The following is a 19,857-nucleotide window of genomic DNA, read 5'->3' on the forward strand; positions in this document are numbered from 1 at the left end:
ATGTCTGGAGCATCTAACCTGGGAGGATAGGAATGGCTGAAATAAAACGAACACAGCCGCTGGCACGCGACGCCATGGCTTATGTGCTGGCCGGCGGCCGTGGCAGCCGGCTCAAGGAACTGACCGACCGCCGTGCCAAGCCGGCGGTCTATTTTGGCGGCAAGACCCGCATCATCGATTTCGCGCTCTCCAATGCGCTCAATTCCGGTATCCGCCGCCTCGGCGTCGCCACCCAATACAAGGCGCATTCGCTGATCCGCCACCTGCAGCGCGGGTGGAACTTCCTGCGGCCCGAGCGCAACGAGAGCTTCGACATCCTGCCGGCCAGCCAGCGTGTGTCGGAAACGCAATGGTACGAGGGCACCGCCGACGCCGTTTACCAGAACATCGACATCATCGAGGCCTATGGGCCGGAATACATGGTCATCCTGGCCGGCGACCACGTCTACAAGATGGACTACGAAATGATGCTGCGCCAGCATGTCGAGGCCGGCGCCGACGTCACCGTCGGCTGCCTCGAAGTGCCACGCATGGAAGCTACCGGCTTCGGCGTCATGCATGTCGATCCCAAGGACACCATCATCTCCTTCATCGAAAAGCCAGCCGATCCGCCGGGCATTCCCGACAAACCGGATTTTGCGCTGGCCTCGATGGGAATCTATGTGTTCAAGACCAAGTTCCTGATGGAGCAATTGCGTCGCGATGCGGCAGAGCCCGGCTCGAGCCGCGACTTCGGCAAGGACATCATCCCCTACATCGTCGAGCACGGAAAGGCGATCGCCCATCGCTTCGCCAAATCCTGCGTGCGCTCGACCGCCGAGAACGAGGCCTATTGGCGCGACGTCGGCACGGTCGACGCCTATTGGGAAGCCAATATCGACCTGACCGACATCACGCCGGAACTCGACCTTTACGACCGCGACTGGCCGATCTGGACTTACGCCGAGTTGAAGCCGCCGGCAAAGTTCGTGCATGACGAGGATGGCCGCCGCGGGTCGGCCGTGTCGTCTCTCGTGTCGGGCGATTGCATCGTTTCGGGCGCTTCGCTGAAGCGAAGCCTGATCTTCACCGGCGCGCGCATCAATTCCTATTCGACACTGGAGGAGGTCGTCATGCTGCCCGACGTCCATGTCGGCCGCAACGCCAGGCTGAAGCGCGTAGTCATCGATCACGGCGTCAGGATTCCGGAGGGGCTGGTGGTCGGCGAGGATCCCGTCCTCGACGCCAAGCGTTTCCGCGTTTCGGAAAAAGGCATCTGCCTGGTCACGCAGGACATGATCAACAGGCTGGGATCGTAGTGCATGCAGGTTCTGTCGGTGGCGCCCGAGATCTTTCCGCTGGTCAAGACCGGAGGGCTCGCCGACGTAACCGGCGCCTTGCCCATGGCATTGGCCGGCAAGGGTGTCACCATGCGCACGCTCGTCCCCGGCTACCCGCAGGTGATGGGCGCCTTCAAGAAAAAGAAGGCGGTTCAGCAATATCCGCTGCTGCAGGGCGGCAAGGCGTCGGTGCACGCCGTCCAGATCGCCGGCCTCGACCTGTTCGTGCTCGACGCGCCGCATCTTTTCGACCGCCCCGGCGGTCCATACGGCAACGCGACCGGCGCTGACTGGCCGGACAATTGGCGGCGGTTCGCTGCCTTGAGCCAGGTAGGCGGCGACATCGCCGGGGGCTCCATCTCGGGCTACCTGCCCGATATCGTCCATGCCCATGACTGGCAGTCGGCAATGACGCTCGCCTACATGCGCTACGGCAAGGCGGTCGGCACGCCGTCGATGATCACCGTGCACAACCTCGCCTTCCAGGGCCAGTTCGGCGCCAGCATCTTTGGCGAGCTTGGCCTGCCGGCGGCGGCGATGGCGCTCGACGGCGTCGAATATTACGGCGGCGTCGGCTTCCTCAAGGCCGGCCTGCAGGCCGCCTGGGCGATCACCACGGTCAGCCCGACCTATGCGCAGGAAATCCGTTTGCCCGAATTCGGCATGGGCCTCGACGGCCTGATCAACATGCGCTCAGTCGATCTCCATGGCATCGTCAACGGCATCGATACCGAGATATGGAACCCGGAAACCGACAAGCATCTGGTCTCCAACTACACGGCAAAGACGCTTAAGGCGCGAATGCCCAACAAGGCCGCGGTCGAGGACCGTTTCAGCCTCGATCGCGATGACAGCCCGATCGTCTGCGTCGTCAGCCGGCTGACCTGGCAAAAGGGCATGGACATATTGGCTGCGGCCGTCGACGGCATCGTCGCGGCAGGTGCACGGCTGGCAATCCTTGGATCTGGCGACGCTGGGCTGGAAGGCGCTCTGCTTGCCGCCGCGGCCCGCCATCGTGGCCGCATCGGCGTCGTCGTCGGCTATGACGAGGGGCTCTCCCACACCATGCAGGGCGGCTGCGACGCCATCATCATCCCGTCGCGCTTCGAACCTTGCGGGCTGACGCAGCTTTACGGCCTGCGCTATGGCTGTGTGCCGGTCGTCGCGCGCACCGGCGGCCTTGCCGACACGGTCATCGATGCCAACGAAGCCGCCATCTCTGCCGGCGTGGCGACCGGCTTCCAATTCGCGCCCGCCAATGCCGGCGCCTTGCTGCACGCAGTCCGCCGTCTTGTCGAGGCGCATGCCAATCCCGCGGTGTGGACGTCGATGCAGCGGCAAGGCATGAAGGCCGACGTTTCGTGGGACAAAAGCGCCGAAAAATATGTTCAACTCTATCGCTTGCTGCTTTCGAAAAGGGCTGCCTGACTGATGATCCGCACCGTCGCCACCAAACCCTATCCCGACCAGAAACCCGGCACGTCCGGGCTGCGCAAGAAAGTCCCGGTGTTCCAGCAGGAGCACTATGCCGAGAACTTCATCCAGTCGATCTTCGACGCGCTGGATGGATTCGATGGCAAAACCCTGGTGATCGGCGGCGACGGCCGCTTTTATAACCGCGAGGTCATCCAGAAGGCCATCGCCATGGCCGCGGCAAACGGCTTCGGCAAGGTGATGGTCGGGCAGGGCGGCATCTTGTCGACGCCGGCCGCTTCGCATGTAATCCGCAAATACAAGACCTTCGGCGGCATCATCCTGTCGGCCAGCCACAATCCGGGTGGCCCACATGAGGATTTTGGGATCAAGTACAATGCCGGCAACGGCGGCCCGGCGCCGGAAAAGCTGACCGACGCGATCTTCGAAAAAACCAAGGCGATTTCAAGCTTCAAGATCGCCGATATCGGGCCGGTCGACATCGACACGATCGGCACGGTCAAGGCGGCTGACATGACCGTCGAAATCATCGATCCGGTTGCCGACTATGCCGATCTGATGGAAAGCCTGTTCGATTTCGAGGCCTTACGGGCGCTGTTCAAATCGGGCTTCCGCATGCGCTTCGATGCCATGCATGCGGTGACCGGCCCCTACGCCAAGGAGATCCTCGAAAACCGGCTCGGCGCGCCGAATGGCACCGCCCGCAATTTCATTCCGCTGCCGGATTTCGGCGGCCACCATCCCGATCCCAATCTGGTGCATGCAAAACACCTCTACGACGAGATGATGGGCCCGGATGCGCCCGACTTTGGCGCTGCCTCTGATGGCGATGGCGACCGCAACCTGATCATCGGCAAGGGCATTTTCATCACCCCGTCGGATTCGCTGGCCATGCTGGCTGCCAACGCCCATCTGGCGCCGGGCTACAAGGCCGGGCTGAAAGGCATAGCCCGTTCAATGCCGACCAGCGGTGCTGCCGACCGCGTCGCCGAAAAGCTCGGCATCGGCATCTATGAAACGCCGACCGGCTGGAAATTTTTCGGCAATCTGCTCGACGCCGGCATGGCAACGATCTGCGGCGAGGAGAGTGCGGGGACCGGCTCCAACCATGTACGCGAAAAGGACGGCCTGTGGGCCGTGCTTTTGTGGCTCAACATCCTTGCCGTGCGCGGCGAAAGCGCCAGTGAGATCGTTACCCAGCATTGGGCAGCCTACGGCCGTAACTACTATTCGCGCCACGACTACGAGGAGGTCGAGACCGACCGTGCCAACGCGCTTGTCGACGAACTGCGCGCCAAGCTCGGCTCGCTGCCTGGCACCAGCGTGCGCGGCATGACGATCGCCAGCGCCGATGATTTCGCCTATCACGATCCGGTCGACGGCTCGGTCAGCAAGAACCAGGGCATCAGGGTGTTGTTCGAAGGTGGCTCACGCGTCGTCTTCCGCCTGTCCGGCACCGGCACCTCGGGCGCGACACTGCGGCTTTATGTCGAGCGCTACGAGCCGGACAAGAACCGCCACGATCTCGACACCCAGGAGGCGCTTGCCGATCTGATCGCGGCGGCCGACGACATCGCCGGGATTCGCAGCCATACCGGTCGCGCCAAGCCGAGCGTGATTACGTGACTTTGGTTGACAGCCGGCCGTCTGAGTTCGACCTGCGTTGCGAGGCTCCCCCTTCTCCCACAAGGGGAGAAGGAGACGCCGTATGAGCCAACTCGGCGCAACCATCACCAAAGAAGGCATCCGCTTCGCCGCATGGTCCTCGTCAGCTGGGCGCATCTGGGTCTCGATCTTCGACCAGCGCGGCAACCGCGAAATCGACCGGGTTCAACTCCAACCCGAAGGCGAGGGCGTGCACGCGCTTTTTGTTGCCGGTCTCGCCGCCGGCACCCGATACGGGTTCCGCGCCGATGGCGACTACGCGCCGGAGCAGGGCCTTTGGTTCGATCCCGACAAGCTGCTGGCCGATCCCTACGCCGTCGAGATCGACAGGCCTTATGCCTATGACGGCCGACTGGCCGCGCGCCGGGGCGAGGGGGCCGACACCGCGCCGCTGATGCCGAAGGCCGTTGCCGGCGCCTTGCCAAAGCCGCTGCCTGCCTTGCCCCCGCTGTTTCGGCCCGGCGGCCTAATCTACGAAGTGCCGGTACGCGCCTTCACAAAGCTGCATAAGGACATCCCCGAGAAGCAGCGCGGCACCATTGCAGCTCTCGCTCACCCCCTTGTTGTAGAGCATCTGCAAAACCTCGGTGTTGCAGCCGTTGAGTTGATGCCGGTGACGGCATCGATCGACGAACGGCATTTGCCGCCGCTCGGGCTGCGCAACGCCTGGGGTTATAATCCCGTGACCTTCATGGCGCTCGATCCGCGACTGGCGCCCGGCGGTCTGGCCGAGTTGCGCGGAACGGTCGCCGCGCTGCGCGAGGCCGGCATCGGCACCATTCTCGACCTGGTGTTCAATCACACCGGCGAAAGCGACCGGCTAGGCCCGACATTGTCGCTGCGCGGCCTCGACAGCCGCGCCTACTACCGGCACGAGGCCGACGGCGCTCTGGTCAATGACACCGGAACCGGCAATACGGTTGCCTGCGACCATCCGGTCGTCCAGGAAATGGTCCTCGACACGCTTCGCCACTTTGTCCAGCGCGCTGGTGTCGACGGATTCCGCTTCGACCTGGCGCCGATCCTCGGCCGCGACGACGGCGTTTTCGACGCCGATGCGCCGCTGCTGAACGCCATTCGCAACGACCCTGTTCTTGGCGACCGGGTGCTGATCGCCGAGCCTTGGGACATCGGACCGGATGGCTATCAGCTCGGCAATTTTCCGCCGCCCTTCCTAGAATGGAACGACAGATACCGTGACGATATCCGCCGCTTCTGGCGCGGCGACGGCGGCATGATCGGTGCGCTGGCGACGCGGCTTGCCGGTTCGTCCGACGTCTTTTCCAAAGCAGGCCAGACAACGAGCCGAAGCCTCAATTTCATCGCTGCGCATGACGGCATGACGCTGGCCGATATCGTTGCCTACGAGCACAAGCACAACGAGGCCAACGGCGAACAGAACCGCGATGGTCACGATGACAACCTGTCCTGGAACAATGGCGTCGAGGGTCAGACCGACGACCAGTCAATCGTTACGGCCCGTTTCGATGACCGGTGCGCGCTGCTGGCGACGCTCTTTGCCTCGCGCGGCACGATCATGCTGACGGCCGGAGACGAGTTCGGCCGCACGCAGCGCGGCAACAACAACGCCTACGCGCAGGACAATGACATTACCTGGCTCGACTGGTCCGGGCGCGACCGGGCGCTGGAGCGGTACACGGCTCTGCTCGCCAAGATGCGTCGTGCCGCGCCAGCGCTTTCGGACACCAGGTTCCTGACCGGAGAGCTGCCAGCCGGCTCGCAAATACCTGACGTCGCCTGGCTGACGGAAACCGGCGTGCCGCTCGATGAAGCAGCCTGGCACGATGCCAGGCGGCACCGGCTGGTCATGGTTCTCGGTAGCGGTGAGAACAGTCGCCTTGCGGTGGTCATCAACGGCGACCGCCGAGCCTGCGTGTTCACGCTGCCGGAACGGGCGGGTTTTCATTGGCGCCCAGCCATCGAAACGGATACTGGCGCCATCTCACGGCCGGTGCCTGGGCGAACGGTCATGTTCATCATCGAAAGCAGGACAGCGCGGGCGGGCGCAGGGGAGGGCCATGATGGCTGATAATGCCGAATGGTGGCGCGGCTGCGTCATCTACCAGATCTACCCGCGCTCCTTCCAGGACACGACAGGCGACGGCAGCGGCGATCTCAGCGGCATCACCTCGAGGCTGGCCCATGTCGCATCGCTCGGTCTCGACGCAGTCTGGCTGTCGCCTTTCTTCAAGTCGCCAATGGCCGATATGGGTTACGACGTTTCGGATTACTGCGCCGTCGATCCGATGTTCGGCACATCAGAGGACTTCGACGCGCTGGTTGCCGAGGCACACCGGTTGGGCCTGAAGGTGATCATCGACCAGGTCCTGTCGCACTCATCGGATCGGCACGAATGGTTCGTCGAAAGCCGCACGAGCCGCGACAACCCCAAGGCCGACTGGTACGTCTGGGCCGATGCGAAGCCCGACGGCACCGCCCCCAATAATTGGCTGTCGCTCTTCGGCGGACCCGCCTGGGAGTGGGATGCGACGCGCAGGCAATATTACCTGCACAATTTCCTCGCCTCGCAGCCGGACCTGAATTTCCACAACCCGCAGGTGCAGGACGCCTTGCTGGAAACGGTGCGGTTCTGGCTCGAGCGCGGCGTCGACGGTTTCCGGCTGGATACGGTCAACTATTACGTCCACGACCGCTGGCTGCGCAGCAACCCGCCTTTGGCGGAAAGCGTCGCCGGCTCCAATACGGCAACCAGCCCCTATCTCTATCAGGAGCATCTGTTCGACAAGAGCCAGCCGGAAAACCTTACTTTTCTCAAGCGCTTCCGGGCCTTGCTTGACGAGTATGAAGGCCGCGTCGCTGTCGGCGAGATTGGCGACGAAACTCGTTCCTTGCAGACACTCGCCGCCTATACCGGCGGTGGCGACAAGCTCCAAATGTCCTACACGTTCGATCTGCTCGGCCCGCAATTCTCGGCGTCGCATGTGCGTGGCTGTGTCGAGGCCTTCGAGAGTAAGGTGTTCGACGGCTGGGTTTGCTGGGCGTTCTCCAACCATGATGTCGTGCGCCATGTCAGTCGATGGACAAGGCCGGGCGGCGATCCGGACAGGGTGGCGAAATTCTCGATCGTGCTGCTTTCCTGCTTGCGCGGATCGATCTGCCTTTACCAGGGCGAAGAACTCGGGCTGGAGGAGGCCGAACTGGCGTTCGACGATTTGCGCGATCCCTTCGGCATCCGCTTCTGGCCGGCAATCAAGGGGCGGGATGGGTGCCGAACGCCGATGGTCTGGGAGGCTGGCGCCGACAATGCCGGCTTTTCAACCGGCAAGCCGTGGCTTCCGGTCCCGGCAAGCCATCGCGCCCGGGCGGTCGACGTCCAGAATGGCGAGCAAACCTCCGTCCTGGCGAGCTACCGGGCGATGCTGGCCTTGCGCAAGCAGCATCCGGCGCTGGTTCGAGGCTCGATCCGGTTCCTCGATGGCGAAGGCGACGTCCTTGCTTTCATTCGCGAAGGCGGTGACGAAAAGCTGCTGTGTGTCTTCAATTTCGCCGACGAGCCGGCCGGCTGGCAATTGCCACCGGATCTGGAAGCGATTGAGCCGAGAGATCTTGGCGGTGCTGCCGGCGTCTTGCAGGAAAGAACTCTGTCGCTGCCGCCGCTGGGCTGCTTCTTCGGCCAGATCGGCTGAGCTCTATTCATCATCTCATTGAACAAGCACGGAGCGCCCGCAAGTCGCGCCGACAACCCGCACATCGGCCTCGCCGACATGCACGCCGACCGCTGCAAGCACGTTGTAGACCAGTGCGTCGACCGGCGCCGTCACGCCGTTCAGAACCGTTACCACCGCCGGCTTAACCGTTCCGAGCAGGGCCGTCACGTCCAGCCCGAGGCCCAGTGCATTGACGGAGATCGAGAGGCCGCTGACCAGCGATGTCGTGAGCGATTGCGTCAGGTTTTTTGTGGCGGCAGTTTTTATCGTCTTGTTGGCGATATCGGTGCTGTCGAAGGTCAATGTGGTCGGATCGTTGTTGGTGATGGCAAGTGATGAAGAACCCTTCACATCGAGCAGATTGAGGGTTAGCAGCAGAAGCTTCACGCTTACCTGGGCAATCGTGGTGTCGGAGAACGATTGCGGATTGCTGAAATCGGCGAAGGCCGATGGATTGTTGTCGGCGTCGCTGGCGGCAAGGTGCAGCGAGGCCACGCCAGGCTGAGCGGCGATCGAGACCTTGATGCTATCCGGCCGGCCCGTCGGGCAGCTGATGTCAGTCAGCTTGGCTTCCGCATAGGCGACTTCGACATGCAGAGGCAGATTGACGGACAGCAGACTGATGCCGCCGCCGAGATTAGAGTTGCCGATGCCGACTGTGGTGACCAGCTTGATTCGTGTCTGCGCGGTGCGCACCACGGTGCCTTTTTCACCTACGGCCAGCCAGGGTGAATATTGCAATGGTTCACCGATGGCGATGGCGAGCGTAGTGGAGGTAAGTCCCGGAATAGTGGCGCCGAGATCGACCTGGACCTGGTTTGAGCCATTGGCCAGCGAGGCGGCGGCACCCAGCATGCCCATCGCGCTTGCGTCGACGGAAAAGCCGGGAGACTTTTGTCCGAGGCCGAGCTTACCGATCGGGCCAAGATCGATAAGATGACTGAGGGGTATCTTGACCGTGTTCGTGGCCCTTGACGCGATCGTCTGCAGCACAAGTTTGCTGGCGCTGCCCGACCCGGACGCATTGGCCATGGCGGTCGCGATCTGGCCTACCGTCGCTTTTGACGCCAGCACGTCGGCATAGCTGACACCTGTCAGTTGCAACTGTACGGCAAGGGCATCGACGAACGAAAGCACGTTGACGTCGGCCGAGATCAGCGCGTTGTAGTCCATGACGCTGAGCGAGATGTTGCCGCCCAGCAACTTGCTTAGAAGCGCGTTAAGGATGCCGCCATTGACGCTGAGGAGCCTTGACCCGACCGAGAACATCGCTTGCGGGGTCACGCTGGCAATGGCTTCGGTGCCGATAACCGGAGTAGGGATGAGCGAACTGGCGAAATACCGGGCGGGGATTTTGTGCAGAGTGACGCGAACGGCGTTGTACGGCGTTTTACCGGCTTCGAAGCGCTTGTCGACACCAACGGAGGAAGCCGCTGAGTATCGACCGCCGGTGACGGACACGACGGTTTTCCCAGCCGTGGGGACGATTGTCTGACCTGGCTTTTGAACAATGATGCCGGGCATTCGGTTGTCACTGAGCGTGGTTACTGCCGCGGCTTCCATATTGTTGATGTTCGACGCCGCGGTGATCGCCGCCAGATCCGTCATCGCCTGGGCTTCCCTGCGCTCCGTGTAGATCGAACCTTCGTCGACGGCGAAGGCCGCAAGCCCCAGGGCGAATGGCGCTATCAGCGCCGTCATGACGGCAAAGTTCGCCTTCTCGTCGCCAACCATCGAGCGAGCGATCCGGCCGATGCCCCTTAGCAAGAACTGCGACATTCAAATGCCTCCAATCCTGATGGTCGACCTGCGTGAGATCGTGGTTTGCGGCATCGCAAGGCTTGGTAACAGATTCCAGATCGGCAGGTTGCTCGCATCGTACTGGATCGACACGACGAACTGATTTCCATCGGCCGTGCTGTCCGTCGCCTGATAGGTCAGCTTGCCGGAATCGACGAACGGGTATCCACTGGCATTGTTTTTGACGAAACTCGCCACCAGCGCCTGGCGCTCGGTTTGGTTCAATCCGGCAATCGCAGTGCGGGCGGCATCGGCGGCGATCTGCTGTAAGGAGTTGCTTGCACCAAAATAGATACCATATGCAACCATTCCGAGCAGGAGCAGGATGAAGACCGGTGAAAGCAGGGCAAATTCGATCGCGGAAGTTCCGGACTCATCTCCAATTTTGCGTAGATTTGTCTTTATTCGACACGTGTTTTTTGCCGCTAATGAGACAGCTTTACTGTCTGTCTTATCCATTGCCCTTGTCCACGGAACTTAAGAGGGATGTGCCGAACCCGTCAAATATGTAACCCGTGGTTGACTAAGAACCAATTAAGACATTCCCGCAAACTGAAATGATCCGCCAGATTATCTCCCAGGCACGGGCGTTTTCTGGGCGATGAAACGCAGCCAAGCCGTCGCAAGGCGACTGTCCCGGCGCCTTACTTTGGGTGACCCCGAGAGACTGTTGAAATAAAAAATCTCCACGTTACTGTTTGGCCACCAGCTGCCGGAAAGGGAACCGGCTGCGCGCTCGAAAGGAACCAGCCAATCGGTTTCGGGGCGTCAACGCTTAGAGACGTGGCTGAAGGGCGACGTCATTAGGGAGAACTCCATGTTGAAACATGTGCTGAAGGCGACGGTACTCGCCACGACTTTGGCCTTGGCCGCCGGTACGTTCTACACGCCGGCTTTCGCCGAGACCGTCTACAACCGCGGAGCCGCCGCCGAAGCGGAGACGCTCGATCCACACAAGACCTCGACGGTCTACGAAGCCGATATCATACGCGACCTGTTCCAGGGCCTCGTCATGCATGACCAGAAGACGAACCTCATTCCGGGTGCCGCCGAAAGCTGGACGGTCTCCGACGACGGCACTGTCTACACCTTCAAGCTGCGCAAGGACGGCCTCTGGTCGGATGGCAGCCCGGTGACGGCGGACGACTTCGTTTATTCGTTCCGTCGGCTGGAAGATCCGGCCACCGCTGCCGAATACGCTTCCATGCTCTATCCCGTGAAGGGTGCCGAGGAAGTCAACACCAAGAAGGGCAAGCCGGAGGATATGGGCGTCAAGGCGATTGACGCAAATACTCTTGAAGTCACGCTCAAGGCGCCAACGCCTTACTTCCTGGAGATGCTGACCCATCAGGCGACCTATCCGGTTAACAAGGCGTCCATCGAAAAGCTTGGCGCCGACTGGATTAAGGCAGGCAAGCTGGTCTCCAACGGGGCCTTTACAGCGGCGGAGTGGATTCCCAACGACCATCTGAAGCTGGTCAAGAATCCGAAATTCTGGGATGCCGCGAGCGTCAAGTTCGACGTGGTCAACTACATCCCGACCGAGGATCGCTCGTCGGCGATGAAGCGTTTCGAGGCTGGCGAACTCGACAGTTACGGTGACCTGCCGACCGAACAGCTCGGCGACCTCAAGGCCAAATTCGGCGACCAGGTCCGCGTCGGGCCATATCTTGGCATCTACTATTATGCGATCAAGACCGACAAGGCGCCGTGGGACAACGTCGAACTGCGCAACGCCATCTCTATGGCGATCGATCGCGATTTCCTGGCCGAAAAAGTCTGGCAGAATTCGATGCTGCCCGGCTATTCGATGGTACCTCCGGGCATCGAGGGCTACACGCCGGCACTGGCAAAATACGCCGACATGCCGCAGATCGATCGCGAAGATGAAGCCAAGAAAATCCTGGAGAAGCTCGGCTATACGCCCGAGCATCCGCTGAAGATGCAGATCCGCTACAACACTTCGGAGAACCACAAGAACACCGCTGTCGCGATCCAGGAACAGCTGAAGCCGCTCGGCGTCGAGGTCACGCTGCTCAACACCGACACCAAGACCCACTACTCCTTCCTCGAGCAGAAGGGTGATTATGACGTGGCGCGTGCCGCCTGGATCGCCGACTACAAGGATCCGGAAACCTTTCTCGGCATCTCTCGCAAGGCCAGCGGCAACAACTATTCGGTTTACAACAGTCCGAAATTCGAGGCAGCCATGGACGAGGCGGCCGCCGCGGGCGGCAAGCCCGAAGAGCGTATGAAGAAACTCGCCGAAGCCGAGCGCATCCTCGTCGACGATGTCGGCGAGATCCCGCTTCTCTACTACAGCTACCACGATATCGTTTCCTCGAAGCTGCATGGCTTCGACGACAATGTGATGGACATCCATCCGTCCCGCTTCATCAGCAAGGACTGATCCCTTCGCTGGGCCGCCGCGCAACTCAATGCGCGGCGGCGCTGGTTTGCCATCGCATCGGCCCGGGAACCGGAATAGATTTTCGGCAATGTCGGTGCGAAGATTTGAAGGCTAGAGCGCAATCGTCCAGCTGGACGCGCGCTCTGGATCAAGCGGGGCACCGATGCTGCGTTACGTATTCCGGCGGCTTCTGACCGCCATTCCGACGCTGTTCGTCATCGTGACCATAGCGTTCTTCCTGATACGTGTCGCGCCGGGCGGCCCGTTCAACCAGGAGCGGGGTCTTAGCCCCGAGATCAGGGCCAATCTCGAAGCCCAGTTCGGCCTCAATGATCCGCTCTGGCTGCAGTACGTCCACTATCTGGGCAATCTTCTGCGCGGCAATTTCGGTCCCAGCTACAACATGCCGGATTTTACCGTCGGCGAGTTGTTCAGGGAGGGCCTGCCGATCTCGATCCAACTCGGCGCTTCGGCACTCGTTCTGGCGCTGCTCCTCGGCAGCGTGCTCGGCACTGTTGCCGCGCTCAACCAGAATAAGTTTGCCGACTATTCGGTGATCGCGCTGGCGACCGCCGGCAGCACCATACCGACCTTTGTCATCGCCCCGGTAATCCAGCTTGTATTCGGATTGACGTGGAAGCTGCTGCCGATCGGTGGCTGGGGCGATGGAGCCCTCATCAACAAGGTCGGCCCGGTGCTGACGCTCGCTCTGCCGCAGATCGCCATCGTTGCCCGCCTGATGCGCGGCTCGATGATCGAATCACTGCACTCGCATCACATCCGTACCGCGCGCGCTCTCGGCCTGTCCGACTGGTCAGTCGTCGTCAAGCATGCGCTACGCGGCGCCATCCTGCCGATCGTCTCCTTTACCGGTCCGGCAGCTGCAGCCCTTCTCACCGGCTCGATCATCGTCGAGACCATCTTCTCTATACCGGGCATCGGCCGCCATTTTGTCGTTGCCGCGCTCAACCGCGACTACACTCTGGTTATGGGGACGGTGGTGGTCATCGCGCTCTTCACTATTGTCTTCAACCTGATCGTCGACGTCCTCTATGGGGTCGTCGACCCGAGGGTGCGCTATGACTGATATCGCAGTTGCCGCACCGGTCGTCGGCCGATCCCTGTGGGGTGACGCCTGGGCGCGCCTCAAGGCCAATCGCGCGGCCATGTTCAGTCTGTATTACCTTGCCTTCATCACCGTCATCAGTGTGTTTGGGCCCTATTTCGTGCCGCACCAGTATACCACCATCTATGCCGACTATGTGCGCACGCCGCCGAGCTTCTCCGCCTATCCGCAGGCCGACATGATCGAAGGCGCTCTCGATGAGGCGATCAGGCGTATGCGCGTCGACATCAAGGATTGGCGGCAGGAGGGCAGCCGTGTGTTCGTTACCGTCAGATCGTCCAAGCCGATCGACGACCGCAACATTCGCTACCTTGATCGTTCCGATACCTTCGATGACACAAAGATCGAGAGCAAATCGCCGGATGGTCTCGAAATGGTGATGAGTGCCTCGATCAAGCAGCAATATTTCCTGTTCGGTACCGACAACACCGGCCGCGATCTGCTGTCGCGAACGCTGATGGCCGGGCGCATATCGCTGGCCATCGGATTGCTTGCCGGCATTGTGGCCGTGGTCATCGGCGTGCTCTACGGCGCCACCGCCGGCCTTGCCGGCGGCAGGGTCGACGAGGTGATGATGCGTGTCGTCGACGTGCTTTATTCTTTGCCGTTCATCTTCTTCGTCATCATGCTGGTGGTGTTTTTCGGCAGGAACTTCGTGCTAATGTTCCTGGCCGTCGGCGCGGTGCTGTGGCTCGACATGGCGCGCATCGTGCGCGGACAGGCGCTGTCGATCCGCCGGCAGGAATATGTCCAGGCGGCGGAGGCGATGGGCGTCGGACAGCGTGGCATTTTGCTGCGCCACGTCATCCCCAATTTGCTCGGGCCGGTGGTGATCTACATGACGCTGCTGGTGCCGCAGGTCATCATCCTGGAAAGCTTCCTGTCGTTCCTCGGGCTCGGCGTCCAAGAGCCGATGACAAGCTGGGGCGTGCTGATCTCGGTCGGCGCCCAGAACATCGGCTCGGCCAACTGGCTGCTTTTGTTCCCGGCCTTCTTTCTCGTCTCGACGTTGTTCGCGTTGAATTTCGTCGGCGACGGCCTGCGTGACGCGCTCGACCCGAAGGATCGCTGAGAGATGGCTGCTTCAGAAACCATCCTCAGCGTCAAGGACCTTCGGGTCCGCTTCCGCACCCTCGACGGTGTGGTGGAGGCGGTGAAGGGCATCAATATCCACGTCAAATCAGGCGAGACCGTCGCCGTCGTCGGCGAATCCGGTTCCGGCAAGAGCCAGACGATGATGGCGGCGATGAGCCTGCTCGCCTCGAACGGCGAGGCCACCGGCACCGTCGATTATCGCGGCCGCAATCTTTTGACCTTGAGCAAGCCCGAGCTCAACAAGATCCGCGGCCGCAAGATCAGCATGATCTTCCAGGAGCCGATGACTTCGCTCGACCCGCTCTATTCGATCGGCAACCAGTTGATCGAGCCGATCCGCAAGCATCGCGGGCTGGGCGCCGCGGCGGCGCGCGAGGAGGCGCTCAAGCTGCTGCGGCTGGTCCATATTCCCGATCCGGAGCGGCGGATGAAATCCTATCCGCACGAGTTGTCGGGCGGTCAGCGCCAGCGCGTCATGATCGCCATGGCGCTGGCCAACGACCCCGACATATTGATCGCCGACGAGCCGACGACCGCGCTCGACGTCACCATCCAGGCACAGATCCTCATGCTGCTCGCCGAATTGCAGCGCAAGCTCGGCATGGCGATCGTCTTCATCACCCACGACCTCGGCATCGTCCGGCGCTTTGCCGATCGGGTCTATGTGATGCGCTATGGCGAGGTGGTCGAGGAGGGCGAAGCGGAAGCGATCTTCGCCAACCCGCAGCACGCCTACACCAAGATGCTACTTGCCGCCGAACCGACCGGCACCAAGGCGCCGCCGCCGCCGAATGCCCCTGTCCTGCTTGAAGGCAGGAACGTCGAGGTGACCTTCAAGATCGGCGGCGGATTCCTTGGCGGCGAGCCGCTGCTGCTGCGCGCCGTCGATCGCATTTCGATACGGCTGAAGCGCAACCAGACGATCGGCATCGTCGGCGAATCCGGCTCGGGAAAATCGACGCTCGGCCGCGCCTTGCTGCGGCTCCTGCCCAGCGACGGCATCATCCGGCTTGGCGACCGCGACATTTCCCACGCCGACCGCCAGGCAATGCGGCCGCTGCGGCGCGAATTACAGCTGGTCTTCCAGGATCCATTCGGCTCGCTGTCGCCACGCATGACCGTCGGCCAGATAATCACCGAAGGGCTTCTGGTCCACGAGCCCAATCTGTCGGGCAGGCAGCGCGATCTCCGCGCGGTCGACGCCTTGCTCGAAGTCGGGCTCGACCCGAACACGCGTAACCGCTATCCGCATGAATTCTCCGGCGGTCAGCGGCAGCGCATCGCAATTGCGCGCGCCATGATACTGAAGCCTAAAGTGGTGGTGCTGGACGAGCCGACCTCGGCGCTGGACCGCTCCGTGCAGAAGCAGATCGTCGAATTGCTGCGCAAGCTGCAGGCCGACCACGAGCTGTCCTATCTGTTCATCAGCCACGATCTCGCCGTCGTGCGCGCCATGGCCGACTACATCATCGTCATGAAACAGGGCAAGATCGTCGAGGAGGGACCGGCCGAGGCGATCTTCAGCAATCCGCAGGCAACCTACACACAGACACTGATGGCCGCGGCCATCGATGTCACGCGATTTCGTCTGAGTGCATAGCCTTGCTGGCGATCCGCCACATGTCGACGTCGCATAGCACAGGCCACATGGCGCGGGTGTAGCGAAGCACATTCGGGGTGACATCGTCGCCGAGCCCGGCTTCCACGCGGCAGGTGCGGAACGCCTTCCCGATGCGCTTTGTCGGTTCGCCCAGGCTGTCAGGGACGACCGGCCCGCAGTCGCAATCGATGCGCTTCCAGCGGCGCATATGGGCGATCAGCCGGGACGGCAGTTGCGCCGGCGGACGCCATTTCTTGCTTTTTTTCGCGTGCTGATCTTTGCAATAGAGCACGCCGCGGCCAAGGTCTGGCCAAGCTCCTGCGGCCTCGCCATCCCAATTGAGTTCCAGGATTGAACGATGTCGGCAGCCCGTGTAGAGCCCCACAATGATGAACCGGCAGAGATGAGCGTACTGACCATGCTTCCGGCGCAGCCGCAATGCCGCGCGCAGCAGTCCCGCTGCTTCCTCGCGCGTCAGCCAGCGCTCGCGCGCTGCTGGTTTGTCTGGCAAGGTGACGGACGGCTTCGGATCGAGACCGTATTCCTTGGCCCAAAAGTTGATCGCCGAGCGGAGGTCCTCAAGATCGCGACGCGGGCCTGATGTAAAGTCTTTGTCTTGCCACGCCGGGAGTAACGCACGGCGGGTCTCCATCGCGGCGGCGTTGAGCTTGGCGATTCGTTCACGCTCTACCCGATTGCGCTCGCGCGAACGGTGCGCGACGTAGGCGCGGCAGCGATCTTCATTGATGCTGGCGACCGGTTCGGGGCCGAAGAATTCGTTCAGAAAACGCATCCTGGCGAGAAATTCCTTGCGACCGGCAATCTTGGCCTGGCGTGCTTCGGTGTAGGCGGCGAGGATGTCACCGACAGTCAGGCGGCGGGCATTGGCCATGGAGATCGGGGGCTGATATTTGCCGGCGGCCGCAGGCCCGAGTTGAGGGGGCAGCCTACCTGCGGCGCTAGACACTGCCCCCATGTGGGCATGATGATGGGTCGTCACGATGGTCCCCTTTTTCGCTACGAACTTCTTCGTCCTGCGGACGGGGATCACTAGAAGAGGCAACAAGACCGGCTTTGCAACAAGCAAAATGGGCGATAGTGCCGTGAGATGCAAAGACTTGCGAAATGCGGCGCAGAATAGCACCGGCTTGGCTTTCCCGCCGGACGACGAGGTGAATTCCCGGAGGTAGCTGACAGCCGCATCAAAATGCTGGCTCAGGCTATCCCATGTTCCGGCTGCAACTGAGTTGTAATTCTCACGCCGGCTTTGACGGGACGACTTGGCATTTCGAAGCGGGGGAGGTTTCCGGTGCCTTGAAAATCTCGCTTTTTTTCGGTGACGAACATGCCGCGATTCGATGCCACTGCGGGCACCGCGTAGCCCCTCGGCCGAACCTCTTTTTGTCGAATGTACAGGCGCAACTTGCAAGAGCCCTTACGAGCCCTGAGCCATCTCTCCCGGATGGACCGGAGCGGACCTGTTTTTTCTGGTCGGAGTGGCAGGATTTGAACCTGCGACCCCATCGTCCCGAACGATGTGCGCTACCAGGCTGCGCTACACTCCGCGACCAGACCGCGGGCTTATAGCCGCCGAGTTTGGTTACTGCAAGCGCCAATGGCAGCGCTTCCGTCGCATTTCTTTCGCTTTCGCCGTCACGTCATACAGGTTTCAGTTTGCTGTCGCACAAACACGGCTTAAAGGCTTCTGGGTAACCGTCGCCTTGCCTCGAAGCACCTGATTCAGCCCGCCTGGAGTTAATAGCCGTGTCGATGAAGATCGTTAGCGATGTCAGACCAAACACTTTTGAGTTTGAAACCTCGGCGCTGATCAAGCCGTCCGGGTTTCGCGAATATGATGCGCGCTGGTGGTTCGGCCATCCCGGCTCGAACGAAACGCCGGAACTCAATCTGATCGGCGTCCAGGCGCTCGGCATGGGGCTCGGCACGCTGATCCGTCGCGTGGGTGCCGGGCCCGACATCGTCACCGGTCACGATTTTCGCTCCTATTCGCTCGCCATAAAGCTGGCGCTGGTTTCCGGGCTGATGGCGGCCGGCGCACGGGTCAAGGATGTCGGACTGGCCCTGTCGCCGATGGCTTATTTCGCCCAGTTCGCGCTAGACACGCCGTCCGTCGCCATGGTCACTGCCTCGCACAACGAGAATGGCTGGACCGGCGTCAAGATGGGCGCGGCGCGCCCGCTGACTTTTGGTCCGGAGGAGATGAGTGCGTTGAAGGCGATCGTGCTGTCCGGCGATTTCGATCTTGTAGGTGGCGGCTCCTATGACTTCGTTGCGGACTTCCGCAAAACCTACCTTGACGATCTGACAGCGGGAAAGCGTATCTCGAGGAAGCTCAAGGTGGTGGCCGCTTGCGGCAACGGCACCGCTGGGGCTTTCGCTCCCGAGGCACTGGAAAGGATCGGCTGCGAGGTGATCCCGCTCGACGTCGAGCTCGATCATACGTTTCCCAATTACAATCCCAACCCCGAAGACATGCAGATGCTGCACGCCATTCGCGACAAGGTGCTGGAAACGGGCGCCGATGTCGGGCTCGGTTTCGACGGCGACGGCGATCGCTGCGGCGTGGTCGACAATGAAGGCAACGAGATTTTTGCCGACAAGGTCGGCGTCATGCTGGCGCGCGACATTTCACACCTCTATCCCGGCTCGACTTTCGTCGTCGACGTCAAGTCGACCGGATTGTTCATGACTGACAAGGTGTTGCGGGAAAATGGGGCGGTCACCGACTATTGGAAAACCGGTCACTCCTATATCAAACGGCGCGTCGCCGAACTCGGCGCCGCCGCCGGTTTCGAGAAATCGGGCCATTTCTTCTTCAATCCGCCGATCGGCCGCGGCTATGACGATGGCCTGGTAACGGCCATCGCCATATGCCAGATGCTGGATCGCAGCCCGCAAAGCAGCATGGCCGATCTCTACCGCGATCTGCCGCTGACCTTCGGCACGCCGACCATGTCGCCACACTGCGCCGACGAGCTCAAATACGGCGTCGTCGAGCGCGTTGTAGGCGATTTTCGCAAGATGAAGAACGACGGCGCGGTCTTCGCCGGCCAGAAGATCGCCGAACTGATCACCGTCAACGGCGTCAGGGTCGTGGCGGAGGATGGTACCTGGGGGCTGGTGCGGGCATCATCGAACAAGCCGGAGCTTGTGGTGGTGGTGGAGAGCCCGGTATCATCCGAGCGGCGCCGGCAGATGTTCGAAGCCGTCGATGCGGTGCTGCGCCGCAGCCCCGAAGTCGGCGTCTACAACCAGACCTTTTGAGCGGGGCTCGTCTTCATGACCGAACGGATCGTCAGTTTTGTGATGAGTGGCGGCGTCGGCTCGCGGCTGTGGCCGCTGTCGCGCGAGGATAATCCCAAGCAGTTCCATGATTTCTCCGGCGACGGCTCGATGCTGGCCAAGACGCTGCGGCGGCTGACCGCACGGCCGGAGGGCGAAACGCCGGTCTTCCTGATTGCCTCGGAAAGGCACGCCGACCGCGTTCATGCCGATATTGCCGGTCACGAGCTTTCCGGCGGCGGCCCGTTGTTCGAGCCCACCGGCCGCAACACTGCCGCGGCCGTTGCCTTGGCAAGCCTGCGCACCTTGTCGGAATTCGGCGACAGCCTGGTGCTGGTGGTGCCCTCCGACCACGAGATCGCGACGGCGCAGCAATTCTGGCAGAGCGTCGAAGCCGGCACCGCGGCGGCGCGCGA

At 61.8% G+C, this 19,857-nt stretch carries 14 protein-coding genes and 1 tRNA gene; 11 read left to right on the plus strand and 4 right to left on the minus strand.

Features of this window, described 5'->3' with window-relative positions; all coding sequences use genetic code 11:
* The first annotated feature begins 32 nt into the window (after positions 1-32).
* From glgC to NMG46_RS23480, 5 genes are all read left to right on the plus strand, one after another.
* A complete protein-coding gene (gene glgC / locus NMG46_RS23460; RefSeq protein WP_254819896.1) occupies positions 33-1,298 on the plus strand; it encodes a glucose-1-phosphate adenylyltransferase in 1,266 nt (421 codons plus the stop codon).
* Positions 1,299-1,301: 3 nt separating this feature from the next.
* Positions 1,302-2,747, plus strand: coding sequence for a glycogen synthase GlgA (glgA, locus tag NMG46_RS23465; RefSeq protein ID WP_254819897.1), 1,446 nt, complete (start codon positions 1,302-1,304; stop codon positions 2,745-2,747).
* Between the two features lie 3 nt (positions 2,748-2,750).
* Positions 2,751-4,379, plus strand: a complete 1,629-nt coding sequence (locus NMG46_RS23470; RefSeq protein WP_254819898.1) for an alpha-D-glucose phosphate-specific phosphoglucomutase — start codon at positions 2,751-2,753, stop codon at positions 4,377-4,379.
* A gap of 82 nt (positions 4,380-4,461) precedes the next feature.
* Complete coding sequence (gene glgX, locus NMG46_RS23475; RefSeq protein WP_254819899.1) at positions 4,462-6,468, plus strand: glycogen debranching protein GlgX; 2,007 nt, start codon at positions 4,462-4,464, stop codon at positions 6,466-6,468.
* The gene (locus NMG46_RS23480) at positions 6,458-8,086 is read left to right on the plus strand and encodes an alpha-glucosidase family protein (protein WP_254819900.1); all 1,629 of its coding nucleotides are present in this window, start codon (positions 6,458-6,460) and stop codon (positions 8,084-8,086) included. The genes glgX and NMG46_RS23480 overlap by 11 nt, the downstream gene beginning before the upstream one ends.
* Positions 8,087-8,101: 15 nt before the next feature.
* Here NMG46_RS23480 and NMG46_RS23485 read toward each other — a convergent pair whose 3' ends face one another.
* Entirely contained in the window at positions 8,102-9,841 is a 1,740-nt protein-coding gene (locus NMG46_RS23485; protein WP_254819901.1) for a pilus assembly protein TadG-related protein, read from the minus strand.
* A gap of 45 nt (positions 9,842-9,886) precedes the next feature.
* Positions 9,887-10,366, minus strand: coding sequence for a TadE/TadG family type IV pilus assembly protein (locus tag NMG46_RS23490; protein WP_254819902.1), 480 nt, complete (start codon positions 10,364-10,366; stop codon positions 9,887-9,889).
* A 358-nt stretch (positions 10,367-10,724) separates the two neighbouring features.
* Between NMG46_RS23490 and NMG46_RS23495 the strand changes: the two genes are divergently transcribed.
* From NMG46_RS23495 to NMG46_RS23510, 4 genes are all read left to right on the plus strand, one after another.
* Positions 10,725-12,317: a peptide ABC transporter substrate-binding protein gene (locus NMG46_RS23495; RefSeq protein ID WP_254819903.1), complete on the plus strand. Its 1,593-nt coding sequence runs from the start codon at positions 10,725-10,727 to the stop codon at positions 12,315-12,317.
* A gap of 163 nt (positions 12,318-12,480) precedes the next feature.
* Entirely contained in the window at positions 12,481-13,404 is a 924-nt protein-coding gene (locus tag NMG46_RS23500; protein WP_254819904.1) for an ABC transporter permease subunit, read from the plus strand.
* Positions 13,397-14,515, plus strand: coding sequence for an ABC transporter permease (locus NMG46_RS23505; protein ID WP_254819905.1), 1,119 nt, complete (start codon positions 13,397-13,399; stop codon positions 14,513-14,515). Before NMG46_RS23500 ends, NMG46_RS23505 begins: the two co-directional genes overlap by 8 nt.
* A 3-nt stretch (positions 14,516-14,518) precedes the next feature.
* Complete coding sequence (locus tag NMG46_RS23510) at positions 14,519-16,138, plus strand: ABC transporter ATP-binding protein (protein WP_254819906.1); 1,620 nt, start codon at positions 14,519-14,521, stop codon at positions 16,136-16,138.
* Here NMG46_RS23510 and NMG46_RS23515 read toward each other — a convergent pair.
* Complete coding sequence (locus NMG46_RS23515) at positions 16,113-17,030, minus strand: hypothetical protein (protein ID WP_254819907.1); 918 nt, start codon at positions 17,028-17,030, stop codon at positions 16,113-16,115. The genes NMG46_RS23510 and NMG46_RS23515 overlap by 26 nt on opposite strands.
* A gap of 596 nt (positions 17,031-17,626) precedes the next feature.
* A tRNA-Pro gene (locus tag NMG46_RS23520) sits at positions 17,627-17,703 on the minus strand.
* A 199-nt stretch (positions 17,704-17,902) separates the two neighbouring features.
* On the opposite strand from NMG46_RS23520, the gene NMG46_RS23525 reads away from it, so the two are divergent.
* Both NMG46_RS23525 and NMG46_RS23530 read left to right on the plus strand, forming a co-directional pair.
* Positions 17,903-19,423 carry a phosphomannomutase/phosphoglucomutase gene (locus tag NMG46_RS23525; RefSeq protein ID WP_254819908.1) on the plus strand — a complete coding sequence of 507 codons (1,521 nt, stop codon included), beginning with the start codon at positions 17,903-17,905 and terminating at the stop codon, positions 19,421-19,423.
* 15 nt (positions 19,424-19,438) lie between these two features.
* Positions 19,439-19,857 (plus strand): sugar phosphate nucleotidyltransferase (locus NMG46_RS23530; RefSeq protein ID WP_254819909.1); only part of this gene is annotated, 419 nt, incomplete at its 3' end.

It is taken from the genome of Mesorhizobium sp. LMG 17147, assembly GCF_024297145.1.
Classification (GTDB): domain Bacteria; phylum Pseudomonadota; class Alphaproteobacteria; order Rhizobiales; family Rhizobiaceae; genus Mesorhizobium.

What these genes read in the sequence shown, in the direction of transcription:
- NMG46_RS23490 (WP_254819902.1), bottom strand. Translation starts at nt 10,366, where the DNA reads ATGGATAAGACAGACAGTAAAGCTGTCTCATTAGCGGCAAAAAACACG.
- NMG46_RS23510 (WP_254819906.1), top strand. Translation starts at nt 14,519, where the DNA reads ATGGCTGCTTCAGAAACCATCCTCAGCGTCAAGGACCTTCGGGTCCGC.
- glgX (WP_254819899.1), top strand. Translation starts at nt 4,462, where the DNA reads ATGAGCCAACTCGGCGCAACCATCACCAAAGAAGGCATCCGCTTCGCC.
- glgA (WP_254819897.1), top strand. Translation starts at nt 1,302, where the DNA reads ATGCAGGTTCTGTCGGTGGCGCCCGAGATCTTTCCGCTGGTCAAGACC.
- NMG46_RS23495 (WP_254819903.1), top strand. Translation starts at nt 10,725, where the DNA reads ATGTTGAAACATGTGCTGAAGGCGACGGTACTCGCCACGACTTTGGCC.
- NMG46_RS23500 (WP_254819904.1), top strand. Translation starts at nt 12,481, where the DNA reads ATGCTGCGTTACGTATTCCGGCGGCTTCTGACCGCCATTCCGACGCTG.
- NMG46_RS23470 (WP_254819898.1), top strand. Translation starts at nt 2,751, where the DNA reads ATGATCCGCACCGTCGCCACCAAACCCTATCCCGACCAGAAACCCGGC.
- NMG46_RS23515 (WP_254819907.1), bottom strand. Translation starts at nt 17,030, where the DNA reads ATGGCCAATGCCCGCCGCCTGACTGTCGGTGACATCCTCGCCGCCTAC.
- NMG46_RS23480 (WP_254819900.1), top strand. Translation starts at nt 6,458, where the DNA reads ATGATGGCTGATAATGCCGAATGGTGGCGCGGCTGCGTCATCTACCAG.
- glgC (WP_254819896.1), top strand. Translation starts at nt 33, where the DNA reads ATGGCTGAAATAAAACGAACACAGCCGCTGGCACGCGACGCCATGGCT.
- NMG46_RS23485 (WP_254819901.1), bottom strand. Translation starts at nt 9,841, where the DNA reads ATGGTTGGCGACGAGAAGGCGAACTTTGCCGTCATGACGGCGCTGATA.
- NMG46_RS23505 (WP_254819905.1), top strand. Translation starts at nt 13,397, where the DNA reads ATGACTGATATCGCAGTTGCCGCACCGGTCGTCGGCCGATCCCTGTGG.